Origin of the sequence: Pseudomonas sp. NFACC37-1, assembly GCF_900101575.1 — a bacterium.
Taxonomy (GTDB): domain Bacteria; phylum Pseudomonadota; class Gammaproteobacteria; order Pseudomonadales; family Pseudomonadaceae; genus Aquipseudomonas; species Aquipseudomonas fluorescens_AA.
On sequence record NZ_FMUZ01000020.1, the window covers coordinates 69762 to 87508 of the forward strand.

16 protein-coding genes are annotated in these 17747 nt (G+C 63.0%); 7 read left to right on the plus strand and 9 right to left on the minus strand.

Features of this window, described 5'->3' with window-relative positions:
* Positions 1–91 precede the first annotated feature (91 nt).
* Positions 92–883 (plus strand): AraC family transcriptional regulator, encoded by a 792-nt coding sequence (locus tag BLP82_RS19750; RefSeq protein WP_092171962.1) that lies wholly within the window; start codon positions 92–94, stop codon positions 881–883.
* 79 nt (positions 884–962) lie between these two features.
* Here the strand turns inward: BLP82_RS19750 and BLP82_RS19755 are convergent, their stop codons facing one another.
* Positions 963–1718 carry an ArsR/SmtB family transcription factor gene (locus tag BLP82_RS19755; protein WP_092171965.1) on the minus strand — a complete coding sequence of 252 codons (756 nt, stop codon included), beginning with the start codon at positions 1716–1718 and terminating at the stop codon, positions 963–965.
* Between the two features lie 44 nt (positions 1719–1762).
* Positions 1763–2104, minus strand: a complete 342-nt coding sequence (locus BLP82_RS19760; RefSeq protein ID WP_060741696.1) for an FKBP-type peptidyl-prolyl cis-trans isomerase — start codon at positions 2102–2104, stop codon at positions 1763–1765.
* A gap of 295 nt (positions 2105–2399) precedes the next feature.
* Between BLP82_RS19760 and BLP82_RS19765 the strand changes: the two genes are divergently transcribed.
* Both BLP82_RS19765 and BLP82_RS19770 read left to right on the plus strand, forming a co-directional pair.
* Positions 2400–3461 carry a M4 family metallopeptidase gene (locus tag BLP82_RS19765; protein ID WP_092171969.1) on the plus strand — a complete coding sequence of 354 codons (1062 nt, stop codon included), beginning with the start codon at positions 2400–2402 and terminating at the stop codon, positions 3459–3461.
* Entirely contained in the window at positions 3461–3784 is a 324-nt protein-coding gene (locus tag BLP82_RS19770; RefSeq protein WP_092171974.1) for a protealysin inhibitor emfourin, read from the plus strand. Before BLP82_RS19765 ends, BLP82_RS19770 begins: the two co-directional genes overlap by 1 nt.
* A gap of 4 nt (positions 3785–3788) precedes the next feature.
* Here the strand turns inward: BLP82_RS19770 and BLP82_RS19775 are convergent, their stop codons facing one another.
* Positions 3789–4097: an RcnB family protein gene (locus tag BLP82_RS19775; protein WP_092171978.1), complete on the minus strand. Its 309-nt coding sequence runs from the start codon at positions 4095–4097 to the stop codon at positions 3789–3791.
* Between the two features lie 285 nt (positions 4098–4382).
* On the opposite strand from BLP82_RS19775, the gene BLP82_RS19780 reads away from it, so the two are divergent.
* Complete coding sequence (locus BLP82_RS19780) at positions 4383–5486, plus strand: DNA alkylation repair protein (protein ID WP_092171982.1); 1104 nt, start codon at positions 4383–4385, stop codon at positions 5484–5486.
* Positions 5487–5491: 5 nt separating this feature from the next.
* On the opposite strand, the gene BLP82_RS19785 is transcribed toward BLP82_RS19780, so the two are convergent.
* A complete protein-coding gene (locus tag BLP82_RS19785; RefSeq protein ID WP_092171986.1) occupies positions 5492–7570 on the minus strand; it encodes a putative bifunctional diguanylate cyclase/phosphodiesterase in 2079 nt (692 codons plus the stop codon).
* A 582-nt stretch (positions 7571–8152) separates the two neighbouring features.
* Here BLP82_RS19785 and BLP82_RS19795 point away from each other — a divergent pair.
* Positions 8153–8794, plus strand: coding sequence for a DUF1345 domain-containing protein (locus tag BLP82_RS19795; RefSeq protein ID WP_092171993.1), 642 nt, complete (start codon positions 8153–8155; stop codon positions 8792–8794).
* A gap of 153 nt (positions 8795–8947) precedes the next feature.
* On the opposite strand, the gene BLP82_RS19800 is transcribed toward BLP82_RS19795, so the two are convergent.
* From BLP82_RS19800 to BLP82_RS19820, 5 genes are all read right to left on the minus strand, one after another.
* On the minus strand, positions 8948–10249 hold the full coding sequence (locus tag BLP82_RS19800) for an ATP-binding protein (protein WP_092171998.1): 1302 nt from the start codon (positions 10247–10249) through the stop codon (positions 8948–8950).
* Between the two features lie 4 nt (positions 10250–10253).
* Positions 10254–10955, minus strand: a complete 702-nt coding sequence (locus tag BLP82_RS19805; protein WP_060741688.1) for a response regulator — start codon at positions 10953–10955, stop codon at positions 10254–10256.
* Positions 10956–11242: 287 nt separating this feature from the next.
* On the minus strand, positions 11243–12424 hold the full coding sequence (locus BLP82_RS19810) for a pyridoxal phosphate-dependent aminotransferase (RefSeq protein WP_092172002.1): 1182 nt from the start codon (positions 12422–12424) through the stop codon (positions 11243–11245).
* Positions 12425–12505: 81 nt separating this feature from the next.
* A complete protein-coding gene (locus BLP82_RS19815) occupies positions 12506–13642 on the minus strand; it encodes a glycerate kinase (protein WP_092172006.1) in 1137 nt (378 codons plus the stop codon).
* Positions 13643–13813: 171 nt separating this feature from the next.
* The gene (locus tag BLP82_RS19820) at positions 13814–14938 is read right to left on the minus strand and encodes a sugar diacid recognition domain-containing protein (protein WP_092172011.1); all 1125 of its coding nucleotides are present in this window, start codon (positions 14936–14938) and stop codon (positions 13814–13816) included.
* A gap of 184 nt (positions 14939–15122) precedes the next feature.
* On the opposite strand from BLP82_RS19820, the gene BLP82_RS19825 reads away from it, so the two are divergent.
* Both BLP82_RS19825 and BLP82_RS19830 read left to right on the plus strand, forming a co-directional pair.
* Positions 15123–16433, plus strand: coding sequence for an MFS transporter (locus BLP82_RS19825; protein ID WP_092172016.1), 1311 nt, complete (start codon positions 15123–15125; stop codon positions 16431–16433).
* Positions 16434–16627: 194 nt separating this feature from the next.
* On the plus strand, positions 16628–17641 hold the full coding sequence (locus tag BLP82_RS19830) for an aldo/keto reductase (protein WP_092172021.1): 1014 nt from the start codon (positions 16628–16630) through the stop codon (positions 17639–17641).
* Positions 17642–17747 lie beyond the last annotated feature (106 nt).

A 17747-nucleotide genomic window follows, 5' to 3' on the forward strand; every position in this document is an offset into this window, starting at 1 on the left:
GAAATGGATGAAAGGATTGTCTGCCTGACACCTTTGCTGGATATAGTGATTACCCGACAAGCCATCCCGGTAATCCGCCATTGCGGTCGATATGCAGCCTCCAGCCCAACATCTGAAAATGCCTCCGTTCGACGCGGCTCTGCCCTCGCCGATTTTCTTTCGCAGCGCCTGCATGCCGGCCCATGCCACTTACCCCCGGCATCGGCATGCCTGGGGTGAGTTCGTCTACTCCTACAGTGGAGTGATGGAAATCGAGATCGCCCAGCACCATTACCTGGCGCCACCGCAGTACGGCATCTGGCTGCCGCCGGACATGGAACACGTTGGGTTCAATCGGCATGAGGCCTGCCATTGCTCGTTGTACTTGGCGGCCGAACTGTGCGCTGCGCTGCCGGCCGTCCCCTGCGCGCTGACCTTGAGCCCACTGATCCGCGCGTTGCTGGAAGAGCTGCGCAGCGACCCGCCGAGCCAACCGCAGACACCCGAGCAGCAGCGCTTGTTGCAGGTGCTGGTGGACAAGCTGACTCAGGCACCCCAGGCCGGTAGCTACCTGCCCTCCTCGGATGATCCATTGCTGGGCCCCGTATTGCGGGCCCTGGAGGCGAACCCCAGCGACCCGCGCTCCTTGCCGCAACTGGCCCGCGCCGCCAACACCACCGAACGCACGCTGATGCGCCGGGCCCAACGGGACCTGGGCATGTCCCTGGTGGAATGGCGCCAGCGCCTGAAAGTCATCGAGGCCCTGGCCCTGCTCGAACGTGGCCAGAGCGTGGAAACCATTGGCCTGGACCTGGGCTACAGCAGCGCCTCGGCGTTCATCAGCATGTTTCGCAAAATGATGGGCACCACGCCGGATGAGTATCGACGTAGGCATATGGCTTGATGATGGGGGGTGATGCTGAAATGGCTATCGCGAGCCAGCTCGCTCCCACAGGGTCTGTCGGCGGACATCAACCCTGTGTTCAGCGCAGACCCACTGTCGGAGCGAGCTTGCTCGCGATAGCGCCAGTGGGTATGCCGTCGATTTCGGCACTGATCCCAAACCGCCCCGCCAGCGCCCGACGCCCACTGGCCGTCACCCCCAGTGCCCGGCTATCCAGGTCCTGGATCACCCACTTGCGCTTGATCGCCACTTGCAGCAACGCCGCTCCCAGGGCGCCGCCCAGGTGCGGACGGCGCATGCTCCAGTCCAGGCAGGGGCAAGCGAATCGACGGCGTTTCGCGGCGAGGGCCTGGAGGTCAATGCCCAACCCCTCGAACAGCCCCACGCCGGACTCACTCAACCGATAGCCCTGTTCTGGCACCTCCACCAGCCACCCGGCCTCGATCAGGCGATCATGCAGCCGCACCGCCAGGGTGCCAGCCATGTGGTCGTAGCAGGTGCGGGCGAATTGCAGGCGATCCGGTGTGTGTGGCGTGAAGGTCGGCGCAGCGTTCTGGCCGATCACCATCAGCGCTTCGAGGGCCTGGGCGACACGTGGGTCCGCCAGGCTGTAGTAACGATGCCGGCCCTGGATGTGCAGGCGCACCAAGGTCAGGTCCTTGAGTTTCGCCAGGTGGGCACTGGCGGTCGAGGCGCTGACCTCGGCGATGCTCGCCAATTCGGTGCTGGTGCGGGCATGGCCATCCATCAAGGCGCAGAGCATTCGGGTACGGGCCGGCTCGGCAATCGCTGCGGCCACTTGGGACACGCCTACGTCATGACGTTCTGCGTTCATCTTTCACTCCACAATGGAACAAGCGCACCGATCGGTTTCTGCCCTCAATCGTCCCGGGTCAGCACTTCCAGCAACTCGATTTCAAAGATCAGGTTGGCGTTGGGCTTGATGTGGGCGCCCATGGACCGTTCACCGTAGGCCAGGTGGGCCGGCACCAGCAACTTGCGCTTGCCGCCGACTTGCATGCCCATCAGGCCCAGGTCCCAGCCCTTGATGACACGCCCCGTGCCGATCACGCATTGGAAGGGTTTGCCCCGACTGTAGGACGAATCGAATTCGGTGCCGTCTTCGAGGGTGCCGCGGTATTGGGTGGTGATCAGCGCACCTTTGACTACGCTTTTGCCGTCGCCCTGGTGCAGGTCGATGATTTGCAGTTCTTCATTCATGGCGTATTTCCGTGTCGTTTCAGGCGCCGGTTTTTCGCAGAATTCCAGGCATATGGCAATCCTTTGTGGCGAGGGGATTTATCCCCGCTGGAGTGCGAAGCGCTCCCAGACGCTACGGCCATATAGAAATTTCTGGGGGTCGCTCCGCAACCCAGCGGGGATAAATCCCCTCGCCACAGCCCCCATAGCTTCGTATGGAACTGTGTTTTATCAGGCTATTCATGCAATAGGGAACCGCAACGGCCTATTCGGTTCACATGGGTATCGACCCTGCATTTCAGATAAGGACCTTCTGATGATCGACTCTCGCCCGCACCACGGTTTCATTCCCCCGTACATCCTCAACCGCATCATCGCCCACGGTTCCGAACAGCAACGTTCCAGCGCCCTCGGCACCTTGACTCATGTGCGCAGCCTACGACACAACCCTGGCCCACCCAGCACCCCGCCCGTCGCGGCAGCGCTGCCCAAGTCCGGCAAGGCCGGACACCCGCAACGCAGCGTGCACGATGCCCAGAACGGCATGGAACTGCCCGGCCAGCCGGTACGCCTGGAAGGCCAGCGGGCCAGTGGCGACCCGGCCGTGGACGAGGCCTACGATGCCCTGGGCGCCACCTATGATTTTTTCTGGAAGGTCCTGGGGCGCGATTCCATCGACAACAAAGGCTTCGCCCTGGTGGGCAGCGTGCATTACGGCCAGGGCTATGAAAACGCCTTCTGGAACGGTGCACAAATGGTGTTTGGCGACGGCGACGGCGAAATCTTCCAGCGCTTCACCCGCTCCCTGGACGTGGTGGCCCACGAACTGGCCCATGGCGTCACCGAAAGCGAAGCCGGGTTGATCTACGCCAACCAGTCCGGTGCGCTGAATGAGTCCATCTCCGACGTGTTCGGTGTGTTGGTCAAGCAGTTCGTGCTCGAACAGACCGCCGACCAGGCCGACTGGCTGATCGGCGCCGACCTGCTCACCGACAAGATCAACGGTGACGGCCTGCGCAGCATGTCCAACCCCGGCAGCGCCTACGATGACCCACTGCTGGGCAAAGACCCGCAACCGGCGCACATGCGCGAATTCGTCATTACCCGTGAAGACAACGGTGGCGTGCACATCAACTCCGGCATTCCCAACCGAGCCTTTTATCTGGTGGCGACCACGCTGGGCGGATTTGCCTGGGAAAAGGCCGGCCGGATCTGGTATGACACCTTGTGCGACCGAAGACTGCCCAATGACGCGTCCTTCAGCGCCTTCGCCCGCTTGACCGTCGAGCATGCCCGCCAGCGCTTCGGCACGCGGGAAGTGCAAGCGGTACAGAACGGCTGGACCCAGGTCGGCGTTGACCTGACACAGGAGAGCTGATGAAAACCCTTCCAGACCTCGACGACAAAGCCGTGGTACGGCTGTCGCGCCAGGGCGGCGTGGCCGCCATCCATGCACTGACCCGGCCACGGGAAATCGAGTTCGCCCAGTGCGACCTCGACCAGCGCACACGCATCTGTTCGGTCCTGGAGGGCTGCCTGCCGCTGACCTCCTCCACGCCCGGGCGCGGCGACCAGCGGTTTTTCCAGATCGAGGTGCGTTATCGCGCCAACGACCAGGACGACGAGATGGTGCTGCAGGTGCCCGAGGACCGGGCACCCGGCGAGCTGGTTCAGCTATGGGACAAAGGCGAAGTGCTCTGAAGATTTAACGTGTGGCCGGCACGATCTTGACGATCGCGCCGGACACGGTTTCGATCAGCAGGTACTTGTCGTCGATCTGCACCCATTGCTGCTCGCTTGTCGGCTGTTCCAGCTTCTTCTGTTTCCAGTCTTTCATGGCCCTGTCCGCGCGCTGATAGTCCGCCGGTACCCGGTCGTTCTCCACCAGCCTGCGGCCATTGCTCGGCGAATGCTCCAGGGCGTCTCCGGTTTTCTCGACCGCTTGCGCAACAGGCCCAAGGGTTCCAAGGCCGGCAATCAGGACCAGGCTGGCGATCAGGGTGGGTTTGCGCATAGAAAAAACTCCAGTTATTCGAGGGACTGAATCTGGGACTTCGCGGGCGGCAAATCATTCCTTTTACCGTAGAAGCTCGTAGGAATTCGCAGGAGCTCGTAGGAGCTCGTAGGAGCTCGTAGGAGCTGTCGAGTGCAACGAGGCTGCGATCTTCCCCAAGACACTTGAATCCCAAGCGAAAGATCAAAAGATCGCAGCCTTCGGCAGCTCCTACAACGCAGCCGAGCGGGAGCAAGCGCCCTCGCCACAGGATATAGTGACAAGCCCTGCACGACGGACCCTGCCATGACGACTTCGACCACTGCCTCCCCTGCCCTCAAGGAAATCTTCAACAACGCCCGCCTGGAACACATCGCCAGCGAAATGCGCGCGGTGTATCCGGCCTTCGACACCAAGGCGTTCCTGAACATGGCCAACGACGGGCTGGCCGAGTTGTCGGTGATGCAGCGCATGGCCCGGGTCAGTGAGTGCCTGCACGCAGTGCTGCCTCTCGATTACGAGGCATCGCTGGAAGTGCTGCGGGCCCTGGCCCCGCGCCTGAACAGCATGTTTGTCAGCATGTTCCTGCCGCACTACGTGGCGTCTTACGGTCGCAATCACTTCGACGTGTCGTTGGACGCGCTCCAGTATTTCACCCGGTTCGGCTCGTCGGAGTTCGCCGTGCGGCACTTCTTGCGGGACGACCTGGAACGTACCCTCAAGGTCATGCACGACTGGGCACTGGACGCCAACGAGCACGTGCGCCGCCTGGCCAGCGAAGGCAGCCGGCCGCGCCTGCCGTGGTCGTTTCACTTGGAGCCAATCCAGGCCAACCCCGACCTGGCCGCCGCGATCCTCGACACGCTCAAGGCCGACGACAGCCTTTATGTGCGCAAATCCGTGGCCAACCACCTCAACGACGTCACCAAGCAGCATCCCGACTGGGTGCTGGACCAGATCGAAGGCTGGCCATTGCAAGACCGCCGCACCGCGTGGATCGCCCGGCATGCGCTGCGTAGCTTGATCAAACAAGGCAACCCCAGGGCACTGGGGGTCATCGGTGCCGGCGGCAAGGCGCAGGTCCAAGTGCTGGATTTGCAGGTGACGCCGGCGGTGATCCGCTTGGGAGAACAGGTCACACTGTCCTTCACGGTGCAATCAACCCTCGGGCAGAGCCAGCGCCTGGTGATCGACTATGCCGTCGACTACGTGAAAGCCTCGGGCGGCACCTCGGCCAAGGTCTTCAAACTCAAGACCTTCGACTTGCCCGCCCAGGGTCGCGTCAACCTCAGCCGTTCGCAACGTATTCGCGAGCTGACCACCCGCAAACACTACGCGGGCCGGCATGCCGTGCACCTGTTGGTCAACGGCGAGCGGCTGGGCAGCACGGCGTTCGATATCGTCTCCTGAGAGGGTCAGGCTATCGCCACGGTTTTCGCCTGGCGGATGTTCTGCAGAAAACGCTCGGCCGGCAGCGGATGGCCCAACAGATAGCCCTGCAGCGAATCGCAGCCCAGCTGGGTCAGGAAGTCTTGTTGCACGTCGGTCTCCACGCCTTCGGCGACGATCCGTAGGCCCAGGGCCTGGCCGAGGGCGACGATGGCCGAGACGATGGCCGCGTCATCGCTGTCATGCTCCAGGTCCCGCACGAAGCCACGATCGATCTTCAGCTCGTTGGCCGGCAGGCGCTTGAGGTACATCAGGCTCGAATAGCCGGTGCCAAAGTCGTCGATGGACAAATCCACGCCCATGTCCGAGAGCAGTTGCAACACCGTCATGCTCGCGTCCGCATCGCTCATGGCGGTGGTTTCGGTGATTTCCAGGGTCAGGCTGTTGGCGGGCAGCTTATGCGTTTCCAAGGCCTTGGCCACGCTCTGCACCAGACCGGTGTGACAGAACTGCAAGGCCGAGAGGTTCACCGCGATGCGCCAGTCGGTATAACCGAGCACGTACCATTCGCGCATCTGCCGACAGGCTTCGTTCAACACCCATTCGCCGATGGGAATGATCAACCCGGTCTTTTCCGCCAGGTCGATGAATGTGTCGGGCATCAGCATGCCTTGGGTCGGATGGGTCCAGCGCAACAAGGCTTCGGCCCCGACCGGACGACCATTGGCCGCGTCGAACTTGGGCTGGTAATGCAGGCTGAACTGCCGCTGTTCGACGGCCATGCGCAAGTCTTGCAGCAGCTGCAATTGCTTGCGAGCGTTACTGTTCATCGAGGCGTCGAAAAAACTGTAGCCATTTTTGCCGGCGCCCTTGGCGTGGTACATCGCCGCGTCGGCGTTCATCAGCAGCTCTTCGGCGCTCTGGCCGTTGCCAGGGTAAAGGGCGATGCCGACGCTGGCGGAGATCTGCAAGTCATGTTCAGACACCCGGAACGTGCGCCCGATCAAGCCGACCTGGCGTGCCGCCAGTCGCAGGGCATCGTCGGGCTCGGCCAGTTGCACCAGCAGCACGAACTCATCACCACCGATCCGCGCCAGGGTGTCCTGGCTGCGCAGGTCTTCGCGCAGGCGCAGAGCCACGTCCCGTAGCAACAAATCGCCCATGTGGTGACCAAAGGCATCGTTGACCGGCTTGAAACCATCGAGGTCGATGAACATCAAGGCGAAGCAGCCGCCCTGCTCTTGCACCCGATGCATGGCCTGGTCGATCCGGTCGGCCAACAACACACGGTTGGGCAGCCCGGTGAGGGGGTCGTGCAGGGCCAACTGGGTCAGTTCCCGGTTGGCCCGGGTCAGGGACTGGGCCAGCTCGGCGGTGCGGGCTTCCAGGCGTGCGTCGAGAATCGAGGTCAGCAAGGCAATGGCCAGCACCGCCAGGGTGGTGATCAACACCAGATTGTCCAGGCCCTTGCCGCTCAAGCCGTCCAGAGAACCACAAAAGCTGCCCTCGCTGAATCGCGCCCCGGCCATGCCGGTATAGTGCATGCCGACGATGGCGATGCCCATGACCACCGCGGCGCCCGCACGAGCCAGACGCACGTGGGGGCTGTTCTGGCGCAGGCGAAAGGCAATCCACAGTGCCGCCGCCGAGGCGCCGACAGCTATCACCAGCGAAGCCCCGAACAGCGTCGGGTCATAATCGATGCCCGGCTGCATCCGCAGCGCGGCCATGCCGGTGTAATGCATGGCGCTGATTCCGGCGCCCATGATCAGCGCTCCGAAGGCCAACTGCCACGCCGGCAATCGCGGTTGGCTGACCAGCCACAGGGCAAAACCGCTGGAAAGAATGGCGGTCAGCAGTGACAGCGCGGTGATCGGGACATCGTAGCCAAGCTCAACCGGCAAGGTGAACGCCAGCATGCCGATGAAGTGCATGGACCAGATGCCCACCCCCATCGCCAGCGCGCCCCCGGTCATCCAAAAATGCGCGGCACGCCCCTGGGCGGTGGCGATACGCCCGGCCAGATCCAGGGCGGTGTAGGAAGCCAGCACGGCAACAAACAAGGAAATCGAAACGAGGGCGGGGGAATAACTGCCGATGAGCATGGTTTTTTCTCGTAACAGAAGAGCCGTACTGCTTCCATGCCCGGTTGGAGGTCGGCGATTGTACTGAATCGTGACAGGGACGCACGAACCAAATGTCAAAAAGCCATCAAACCTGAAATATTTTCGACGAAAGACACGACCCCGTGCAGGGAGATTTTTTCTGCAAGCCATCCATCATGTGTTCACCGCAGCTCCAATGTGGGAGCGGGCTTGCTCGCGAAAGCGGTGGGTCAGCTTGCATCAATGTTGAATGGGCCGCCGTCATCGCGAGCAAGCTCGCTCCCACAGTGGGATTTGGGCCGGGCGCAGGTTTTAGATTCACTGGAGATCCAGTGTGGGAGCGAGCTTGCTCGCGATAGCGGTGAGTCAGTCTACACACGGGCCCCGGGCCGTTCAGCTACCATGCCAAGCTGGTCATTCGCAAAGGCTGCAACCCGGACATCGACAGGGAGGCTCGATGGAGGCGGCGATCCGGCGGATGCAGGAAGCGGGCGTGCAGTTGATCGAATCCAGCGCGATAGACAGTCGCCCCTTCGCTTGATGGCTCATACTAGGCGCCTCTTTTCCGGACAGTGAGCCTCCATGCCCTTCCTCGCCCGTACCCATCCGCGTCTTTCCAGCGCCACGGTCCTTGGCCTGGCGGTGGGTATCCTGGTTCCCGTGGACTCGATCATCAGCAAGATCCTGATCGGCTGGAATGCCGGGGTCTGGACCTACCTGGTGCTGATGTTCTGGCTGACCGTGCGGGCCAAGGCGCCCGATGTGAAGCGCATCGCCGAAATCGAAGATGAAAATGCCGGGGTGGTGCTGCTGACGGTCTGCGTCGCGGCATTGGCCAGCCTGGCGACCATCACCTTCGAGCTGGCCGGCAGCCGCGACCTGCAAGCCGCTGGCAAGCTGTTGCATTACGGCTTCACGGCAATGACCGTGATCGGCTCATGGTTGCTGATCGGGGTGATTTTCAGCGTTCACTACGCACGGCTGTATTACACCTGGGAGGGCAAGGAGCCGGCACTGCGCTTTGCCGAAGGGCTGACCACGCCCAACTATTGGGATTTCCTGTATTTCTCTTTCACCATCGGGGTCGCGGTGCAGACGTCCGACGTGGGGGTCGCCACCCGGCAACTGCGCAAGATCGTATTGGCGCAGTCGTTGATCGGGTTTGTGTTCAATACGGCGATCCTGGGGTTTTCGATCAATATTGCGGCGGGGTTGTTTGGGTAAGGGGCTACCTTGCGTAGGAGCTGCCGAAGGCTGCGATCTTTTGATCTTGATCTTGATCTTGATCTTTTGCTTGCGACTCAATTGTCTGGGGCAAGATCGCAGCCTCGTTTCACTCGTCAGCTCCTACGAGCTCCTACGGGGGTCGAGGATGCATCAGGGTGGTGTTGGCAGCCATAGTCTGAAGCGCGCGCCACCCAAGGGAGAGGCTCCCACCGTCAAGGTGCCGCCCTGGGCTTCCAGGGCCCGGCGGCTGATGGCCAGGCCGAGGCCGAAGCCGCCCGTGGCGCGGTCGCGGCTGCGGTCCAGACGGTAGAACGGCTCGAACACACGCTCGCGTTCGCTGTCGGGAATGCCGATGCCGTCGTCGTCGACCCAGATCTCACAGCCTCGATCACCCACCAGCACGCCGATCTGGATGTGCTTTTCGCAATACCGCATGGCATTGCGCAGCAGGTTCTGCAACGCCCGTGCGGTCAGCCGTGGGTCCAGCACAAAACGCTCCAGCGTCCCATGCAACAACACATCAATCACCACGTCCGGCGCCGTCAGGTCCTCGTCGACGCTGCCCAGGATGCTGTCGATGAATTCGTCCAGCGCCACTTCGACCCGTTCGGGCAAGTGCTGCGGGTTTTGCAACCGGCTGTAGGACAGCAGCTCCAGCACCAACTCATCCAGCTCGCGAATGTGCGCCACCAGCCCTTGCAGACGCTCGCGACTCGGTGCCGGCAGATCATCGGACAGCGCCAGGGCCAGGCCGAAGTCGAGTCGCGTCAGGGGCGTGCGCAGTTCGTGGGACACAGCGTTGAGCAGATCCCGCTGTTGGTTGAGCAGGTTCTCGATGTCCCCCGCCATCGTGTCGAACACATGGGCCAGGCTGCCGATGTTCGAACTGGAGGCAATGTGCGTACGCTCCCCCAGATGACCTTTGCCGAAACGCTCGGCGGTGCGCCGCAGGCGTTCCAGGTCGCGCCAGTGAGGCCGCAGCCAGAGCAACAGGCAGGCCAGCATCGTCGCGCCGATCAACACGTTGATGCTCCAGTACAACCAGCTGACATCGGCCGGGTCCGGCGGCACGACCATCTTCACCGCCGTGCGCTCATCCAGCGGTGCCGCCGCCAGGGTTCGCCAGGCCCATTCGCCAAGGCGCACCACATTCTCGCCACGCTTGAGACGCGCCTGCTCCTCGGCGCTGAAACCGTTGTCACCGATGGCGGCCAGCTCAATGCGCAGCGGGTTGAATTCCTTGTCCATCTGCGCCGCCAGCGTCGGCCACTGTTCGCTGGGCACAGCGCGGAACTGCTTGACCAACAAGGTTTGCAGGCCCCGGGAATAATCGAGGTTGTAGGTCAGGAAACGCTCATGGAATAGGCGCACCACCAGTTCCGGCATCAGGTAGATCGCCGCGCTGTAGGACACGATGGTGACCAGGTAGAGGCGGATCAGCAGCTTCCACATCGGTTCAGCATTCCCACTCGGAACGGCTGAACAGATAGCCCTTGCCCCACACGGTCTTGATCTTGCGGGCTTCGTCGGCGTTGTCGTCGAACTTGCGCCGCAACTTGGAAATCGCCACGTCCACCGAACGGTCGGTGCCGTTGAATTCAATACCCCGCAAGCGTTGCAGGATCTGGTCGCGGCTCAGCACTTCGCCGGAATGCCGGGCCAGCACCACCAGCAGGTTGTATTCACCGCTGGACAATTCCACCGCCTGCCCGCGCCAGGTCACCGTGCGCTCGGACAGGTCGATGCACAGGTTGCCCACCAGGATGCGGTCGTTGGCCGTCTGCGGCTCGATGAGGCTGCTGCGCCGTAACAAGGTGCGCACCCGCGCCAGCAATACTCGGGGCTCGCACGGTTTGGTGACGTAGTCGTCAGCGCCCATCTCCAGGCCCAGGACCTGGTCGTGGCTGTCGTCCCGGGCGGTGAGCATCAGGATCGGCAAGGTCGCCGAGTCGGCCCGCAGCAAGCGGCAGACCTGCAAGCCGTCCAACCCCGGCAACATCAGGTCGAGGATCACCAGGTCCGGCGGATCGACCCGCGCCCGCTCACGCACATGATCGCCACGGCTGAGGACACTGACCTGATAGCCGTTGCGCTCCAGGTAACTGGCGATCAGTTCAGAGAGTGCGGTGTCGTCTTCCACCAGGAGGATGTTGGGCATGGTGTTTCCAGAAAGTGCTGTGGCGCCGGCCATGCCGCTATCGCGAGCAAGCTCGCTCCCACAAGGGTCTTGGGGACGACACAAAACCACTGTGGGAGCGAGCTTGCTCGCGATTGCGGTGTAACAGGTGCAGAAAAACCTCAAGCTGCCAAGGATATACGCCCTCACCCACCCAGAGCCAAACCCCTTACACAATTTCACACACTGTCTACAAAGCTTTACCGGATTACCCCTTTTCTGGATCGTGAGCTCTTTGTGAATACACTGCGATTGAGCATTGTGAAACTTCAGCGCACTTGTAAAGACTGACCGGCACACGAGGCAATCCGCCTACACGCCTCCGCCAGTTTCACCTGATCGACCACCAACCCGATCCGAATATGCCCCGCCGCACTCGGCCCGAACGCCTCGCCGGCCAGCACCGACACGCCATACCCGTCCAACAGCCGCTCGGCAAACGCCTGGGCGTCGAGGCCCGTCTGGCGCACGTCGACCATCACGAACATGCCGCCATCGGGCCGCACCGGCTTGAGGCCCGGGCAGTCATCGAGCATGGCGCAGACCAGGTCGCGGCGCTGGCGATATTCCTCGTGCATCTGCGCCACCTCAGGCAGAGCCTGCTCCAGCGCGACCTGGGCGGCGCGTTGCACGAAATCCGGCAAGCCGAACAGCATGCACAGCGACAGGTTCGCCAAGTGCCCGGCCAGCGCCTGCGGCCCGATGACCCAGCCGATGCGCCACCCTGTCATGGCGTGGGATTTGGATAGGCTGTTGATCGTCGCGGTGCGCTCGGCCATGCCCGGCAGGCTGGCCGGGCTGATGTGTTCGCCTTCGTAGATCAGGTCGCTGTAGACCTCGTCACTGATCAGCCACAGGTCATGTTCGATGCACAACCGTGCCAAGGCTTGCCAGGTGGACATCGGCAGGCTGGCGCCGGACGGGTTGTTCGGGCTGTTGAGCAGCATCGCCCGGGTACGCGGGGTCACAAGACGGGCAACGTCCGCCGGTTCGACCCGAAAACCGTTCTCCGGGCGAACCGCCACCGGCACCACTTTTGCCCCGCAGGCACCGAACACCGCTTCGTAGGTGACATACATCGGCTCTGCGACGATGACTTCGTCGCCTGCGTTGAGCAGGCATTGCGCGACCGCGTACACCGCGCATTGCGCCCCCGGCAGCACAACCACATGTTCGGCGCCTACCCCCTGGCCGCAGCGCAGGCGGTGACGCCGGGCAATGCTGGAACGCAGGGTGTGCAGGCCGCGGATGTCCGAATAATGAGTGTCGCCAGCCCGCAGGCTGCCCACCGCCGCATCGACGATGGCCCGCGGTGTATCGAAATCCGGGTCACCCACTGACAGCAACAACACATCCATGCCCTGTTCGCGCATGGCCAGCGCCCGGTCGTGAATATCCCAGGCAGCGGCACCGTCGCCGGTGATGCGTTGGGTCAAGGCTGAAAAGCGCATGTACGTCTCCTGGTCGCGCGGAATCCAGCCTCAACCCTATCTCAAATCCCACTCCGCGCCAGCGCTTTTGTGGCGAGGGCGTTATCGGGCCGCCACCCGCCACAGCCGAGCGATGTCCTGGGCGCGCTCGCTCAGCAGGCGCGGGGCGTCGGCGCAGGCTTCTTGCAGAGTCATCGGCCCGCTGACCAGGGCAAAGGCGGCGTCGATACCGTGTTCGTACAGCGCCTGGTAACCCTCCCCCAGCGTGCCGGCAATGATCACCACCGGTACGCCCTGCTGGCGGGCGATGCGGGCCACGCCGAAGGGGGTCTTGCCGCGCAGGGTCTGGGCGTCGAAACGGCCTTCGCCGGTGATCACCAGGTCGGCGCCGCTGATTGCCTCGGCCAGCCCGGTCAACTGGGCGACGACGTCCACGCCGGTCCGAAACTGCGCCCGCAGGAATGCCTTGGCCGCGAAACCCAGGCCGCCAGCGGCACCGCTGCCCGCCTCGTCGCGCACATCCTTGTTCAATGCCTGGGCACACTGTTCGGCGAAATGCCCCAGGGCCCGGTCCAGTGCCTGCACTTGAGAGGCCGAGGCGCCCTTCTGCGGACCGAAGACGGCGGATGCGCCATGGGGTCCGCACAGCGGGTTATCGACGTCGGCGGCGATCTCGAAACTGACGTGGGCCAGGCGTGGGTCGAGGTCGCTCAGGTCGAGGCGTGCCAGGTTCGCCAAAGCCAGTCCGCCGGGAGGAAGGGGTTGGCCCTGGTCATCCAGCAATGCCACGCCCAAGGCCTGCAGCGCACCGGCGCCGGCGTCGTTGGTGGCACTGCCGCCAATCGCCAGGATCACCCGTTCGACGCCTTCATCGAGGGCTGCGCGAATCAGCTCGCCGGTGCCGTAGGTGCTGCTGGCACAGGCATCGCGCTGCCCCGGCGCTACCAATTGCAAGCCACTGGCCTCGGCCATCTCGATGATCGCGGTGCGGCTCTCGGCCAACCAGCCCCAGCGTGCCTCGACGACGACACCCAACGGACCACGAACACGGGTGTGGCGCCACTGACCGTTGCAGGCTGCCAGCACCGACTCCACCGTCCCCTCCCCGCCGTCGGCCATCGGGCACTTGATCAACTGCGCATCCGGCCAGACCTGGGCCAGCCCCTGGGCGATGGCATCGGCGACGCCCTGGGCGCTGAGGCTGTCCTTGAACGAGTCGGGGGCGATGATTATTTTCATATTATTCTCCGGTTCCGATGCACAGCATGCTGCCAGTTGACCGCAGCCGTGACGCCGGTCTGCCGCACAAAAGACACCGGGCATTATTGTTCAATTTCACAAATACCGGTTTTCCAGGAAGATTCAGGTTGAAGCTGCCGGCCTCATCGCGAGCAAGCTCGCTCCCACAGGTTATGGGGTGATCTCGGCGGTCTGGGGCAACAGTTGCACCCCCAGGTACAGCGCCAGCATCCCATCCAGCCGCAACGGATCCACGCCGCTGAGTTCGGCGATGCGTTCCATGCGGTAGCGCAGGCTGTTGCGGTGGATGCCCAACGCGTCGGCGCAGGCCTGGCTCTGGCCGTCGTGCTCGCACCAACTGCGCAAGGTGGCGAGCAATTGGCCGTTGCTGTCCTTGGCGATGACCTTGCGCAAAGGGCTCAGCAATTCATCCAGGGCATCGTCGCTGCGATGGCGCCAGAGCATCACCGGCAGGCGATAACGGGCAAGCGTCAGCAGGCGCGACTGCGGCAACACATCGCGCCCGTAGGCCAGCAGGTCCCCAACTCGCCGGTAGCAACGACGCAGGCCCGCGAGCCCTTCGGCCTGGCCGCCCATCGCCACGCGCAGAATGCTCCAGCCCAACCCGTCGAGCTTGGCCAGCAACCGTTCGTTCTCCACCGAGGCGGTCACCGGCCGGCACCAGAGCAAGGAAGATTTGGACGACGTCAGGCACCAACTGTCCGGATAGCGCGACATCAGCCAGGCGCTCAATGTCTCGACGGTCTGGCCCGGTCCATGCTCCAGGCCCAGCTCGAACAGGTACGGCACCCGCGACAATTGTGGCTTGAGCCCCAATTGCCGGGCTTCGTCCAGCAGTCGCGGCGAATCCCCAGCGTCCCCCAGCAGCAACGCCAGCAAGTCATCACAACGCTGGCGGCGCCATTGCTGTTCGGCCTGTTGGTTGCGCTGGCCCACCAGCATCTCGGCGGTCATGCGCACCAGTTCGGCATAGGTACGCAGTTGCGCAGGCTCGCCGGTGATGCCCAGGACGCCGATCAGCCGTTGATCGAGCATCAGCGGCAAGTTGATCCCCGGCTGCACGCCCTTGAGGTGCATCGCGGTGTGCTCGTCGATTTCCACCACCCGGCCATTGGCCAGGACCAGTTGCGCGCCTTCGTGGCGGGTATTGACCCGCTCGCGCTCGCCACTGCCGAGAATCAGTCCCTGATTGTCCATGACATTGACGTTGTACGGCAGGATCGCCATCGCCCGGTCGACGATGTCCTGTGCCAGGTCGTGATCGAGTTCGAACATGGACGGTGTTCCTTGCAGGCGGCGTGGATTGTTGTTTCAGGCACGGGTTTGGTCAGGCGCACAGGGTCTGCCTCCAAACCCTGTGCCCAGGCACAAAGACATGGGCCCTTGGGCTGGCCGAGACTCAAGGGGCGGTCAACGTTACCCCTTGGCTCGCCAAAATCATAATAAAGAGAGACCCGCCATGTCCCAGAGCGCAACAGCCCTCCTGGCTACCCCCGACGAAAAAAATACCGTCTACAAGCGCATCACCCTGCGCTTGATCCCGTTCATTTTCATCTGCTACCTGTTCAACTACTTGGACCGGGTCAACGTTGGCTTCGCCAAGCTGCAGATGCTCGACGCCTTGAAATTCAGCGAAACCGTGTACGGCCTCGGCGCCGGGATTTTCTTCATCGGCTACGTACTGTGTGGCGTGCCGAGTAACCTGGCCCTGACCCAATTCGGCCCACGGCGCTGGATCGCGCTGATGATGATCACCTGGGGTACCTTGTCGACCTGCCTGTTGTTCGTCACCACCCCCACCCAGTTCTATACCTTGCGGCTGTTTACCGGCGCCGCTGAAGCCGGGTTCTTTCCTGGCGTGGTGCTGTACCTCTCGCAATGGTTTCCGACGTTCCGCCGCGGCCGGATCATGGCGTTGTTCATGTCGGCCATCCCGGTGTCCGGCCTGTTGGGCAGCCCGTTTTCCGGCTGGATCCTCAACCACTTCGCCGCGGGCCAGGGCGGCCTGGCGGGTTGGCAGTGGATGTTCCTGCTGCAAGGCATTCCGACGGTGATCCTCGGCGCGCTGGCGTTCTTCCTGCTCAGCGACACCTTCGCCAACGCCAAATGGCTGACCGCCCAGGAACGCGCCGTGCTCACCGCCGACCATGCCGAAGACCTGGCCAACAAGCCAAAAAGCACCACCGATTCGTTGCTCGCGGTGTTCAAGAACCCGGCGATCTGGGCCTTCGGCCTGGTGTACTTCTGCATCCAGAGCGGCGTTTATGCAATCAACTTCTGGCTGCCGTCGATCATCAAGAACCTGGGTTTCAGCGATAACCTGGTGATTGGCTGGCTGAGTGCGATTCCTTACCTGCTGGCAGCGGTGTTCATGTTGCTGATGGGCCGCTCGGCGGACCTGCACAAGGAACGTCGCTGGCACTTGGTGGTGCCGATGCTGATGGGTGCGGTCGGGCTGCTGATCGCCGTCAACTTCGCCACCACCCCGGCCATCGCCATCATCGGCCTGTCCATCGCCACCATGGGTGCCCTCACCGGCCTGCCGATGTTCTGGCCGGTGCCCACGGCCCTGCTCAGCGCCGGAGCCGCCGCCGGTGGCTTGGCCTTGATCAATTCCATGGGGCAGATGGCCGGCTTCCTCAGCCCATACCTGGTGGGTTGGGTCAAGGACGCCACCGGTTCGACCGACGCGGCGTTGTACCTGCTCGCCGGGGTGATCGTGTGTGGCAGCCTGCTGGCACTGCGCATGACCCGCACCTTGCGCACCTGACGCCCTTTTTTCCCTGTGGGAGCGAGCTTGCTCGCGATAGCGCCGGATCAGTCGGCATTGATGTTGACTGTTCGACCGCTATCGCGAGCGAGCTCGCTCCCACAGGGATTCAGCTGTGTTTAATAAATCCGTTTGATCCGCACGCCTGTTCTGGGGTTTGATTGAGCCTTTCCCATGGATGAAAGGATCTTGTCATGAGCTACCGCACGCTAGGCCATTCCGGGTTGCAAGTCTCGACGTTGACCCTGGGCACGATGATGTTCGGCGAACAGACCAGCACCGAGGATTCGCTGCGGATCATCGACAAGGCCTGGGACCAGGGCATCAATTTCATCGACACCGCGGACGTCTACACCAACGGTCGCTCCGAGGAAATCGTCGGCGAGGCGATCGCCCGTCACCGCCATGAATGGGTTCTGGCCACCAAGGTCGGCTTCGGCCCGCCGGACGGCGTGCCCAACCGCAGCGGCCTGAGCCGCAAGCACCTGTTCAATGGCATCGAAGCCAGCCTGACGCGCCTGGGCACCGATTACCTGGACATCTACTACCTGCACCGCGAAGACCACAACACCCCGCTGCACGTCACCGTGTCGGCCATCGGCGACTTGATTCGCCAGGGCAAGATCCGCTATTGGGGCCTGTCGAACTACCGTGGCTGGCGCATCGCCGAGGTAATCCGGATCGCCGACAGCCTGGGCATCGACCGCCCAGTGATCAGCCAACCGCTGTACAACATCGTCAACCGCCAGGCGGAAACCGAGCAGATCACCGCCGCGCAGAATTACGGCCTCGGCGTGGTGCCGTTCAGCCCGCTGGCCCGCGGCGTGCTCAGCGGCAAGTACGCGCCGGATGTGGCACCAGACGCCAACAGCCGTGCCGGACGCCAGGACAAACGCATCCTGGAAACCGAATGGCGGGTCGAGTCCCTGCGCATTGCCCAGCAGATCCTGCAATACACCCAGGGCCGGGGCGTGGGCATCGTCGAGTTCGCCATCGCCTGGGTGCTGAACAACAGCGCCGTGACCTCGGCGATCGTCGGGCCGCGCACCGAGGAGCAGTGGGATTCCTACATAAAGGCGCAGGCAGTGAAGATCAGCGCGGAAGATGAAGCCTTCATCGATTCACTGGTGACGCCGGGGCATGCGTCGACACCGGGGTTCAATGATGTGAGTCATTTCGTGCCGGGGCGAGTGCCGCGTACGTCATAAGATCGTTGAAGTGCACCCTCTGTGGCGAGGGGATTTATCCCCGCTGGGCTGCGAAGCAGCCCCCTGGGCCTGGCACCACGAAATCTCAGGTTTCACGAACGGGGGC

Coding starts and splice junctions, on each gene's coding strand:
- BLP82_RS19750 (WP_092171962.1), top strand. CDS start 92: ATGCAGCCTCCAGCCCAACATCTGAAAATGCCTCCGTTCGACGCGGCT.
- BLP82_RS19755 (WP_092171965.1), bottom strand. CDS start 1,718: ATGAACGCAGAACGTCATGACGTAGGCGTGTCCCAAGTGGCCGCAGCG.
- BLP82_RS19760 (WP_060741696.1), bottom strand. CDS start 2,104: ATGAATGAAGAACTGCAAATCATCGACCTGCACCAGGGCGACGGCAAA.
- BLP82_RS19765 (WP_092171969.1), top strand. CDS start 2,400: ATGATCGACTCTCGCCCGCACCACGGTTTCATTCCCCCGTACATCCTC.
- BLP82_RS19770 (WP_092171974.1), top strand. CDS start 3,461: ATGAAAACCCTTCCAGACCTCGACGACAAAGCCGTGGTACGGCTGTCG.
- BLP82_RS19775 (WP_092171978.1), bottom strand. CDS start 4,097: ATGCGCAAACCCACCCTGATCGCCAGCCTGGTCCTGATTGCCGGCCTT.
- BLP82_RS19780 (WP_092171982.1), top strand. CDS start 4,383: ATGACGACTTCGACCACTGCCTCCCCTGCCCTCAAGGAAATCTTCAAC.
- BLP82_RS19785 (WP_092171986.1), bottom strand. CDS start 7,570: ATGCTCATCGGCAGTTATTCCCCCGCCCTCGTTTCGATTTCCTTGTTT.
- BLP82_RS19795 (WP_092171993.1), top strand. CDS start 8,153: ATGCCCTTCCTCGCCCGTACCCATCCGCGTCTTTCCAGCGCCACGGTC.
- BLP82_RS19800 (WP_092171998.1), bottom strand. CDS start 10,249: ATGTGGAAGCTGCTGATCCGCCTCTACCTGGTCACCATCGTGTCCTAC.
- BLP82_RS19805 (WP_060741688.1), bottom strand. CDS start 10,955: ATGCCCAACATCCTCCTGGTGGAAGACGACACCGCACTCTCTGAACTG.
- BLP82_RS19810 (WP_092172002.1), bottom strand. CDS start 12,424: ATGCGCTTTTCAGCCTTGACCCAACGCATCACCGGCGACGGTGCCGCT.
- BLP82_RS19815 (WP_092172006.1), bottom strand. CDS start 13,642: ATGAAAATAATCATCGCCCCCGACTCGTTCAAGGACAGCCTCAGCGCC.
- BLP82_RS19820 (WP_092172011.1), bottom strand. CDS start 14,938: ATGTTCGAACTCGATCACGACCTGGCACAGGACATCGTCGACCGGGCG.
- BLP82_RS19825 (WP_092172016.1), top strand. CDS start 15,123: ATGTCCCAGAGCGCAACAGCCCTCCTGGCTACCCCCGACGAAAAAAAT.
- BLP82_RS19830 (WP_092172021.1), top strand. CDS start 16,628: ATGAGCTACCGCACGCTAGGCCATTCCGGGTTGCAAGTCTCGACGTTG.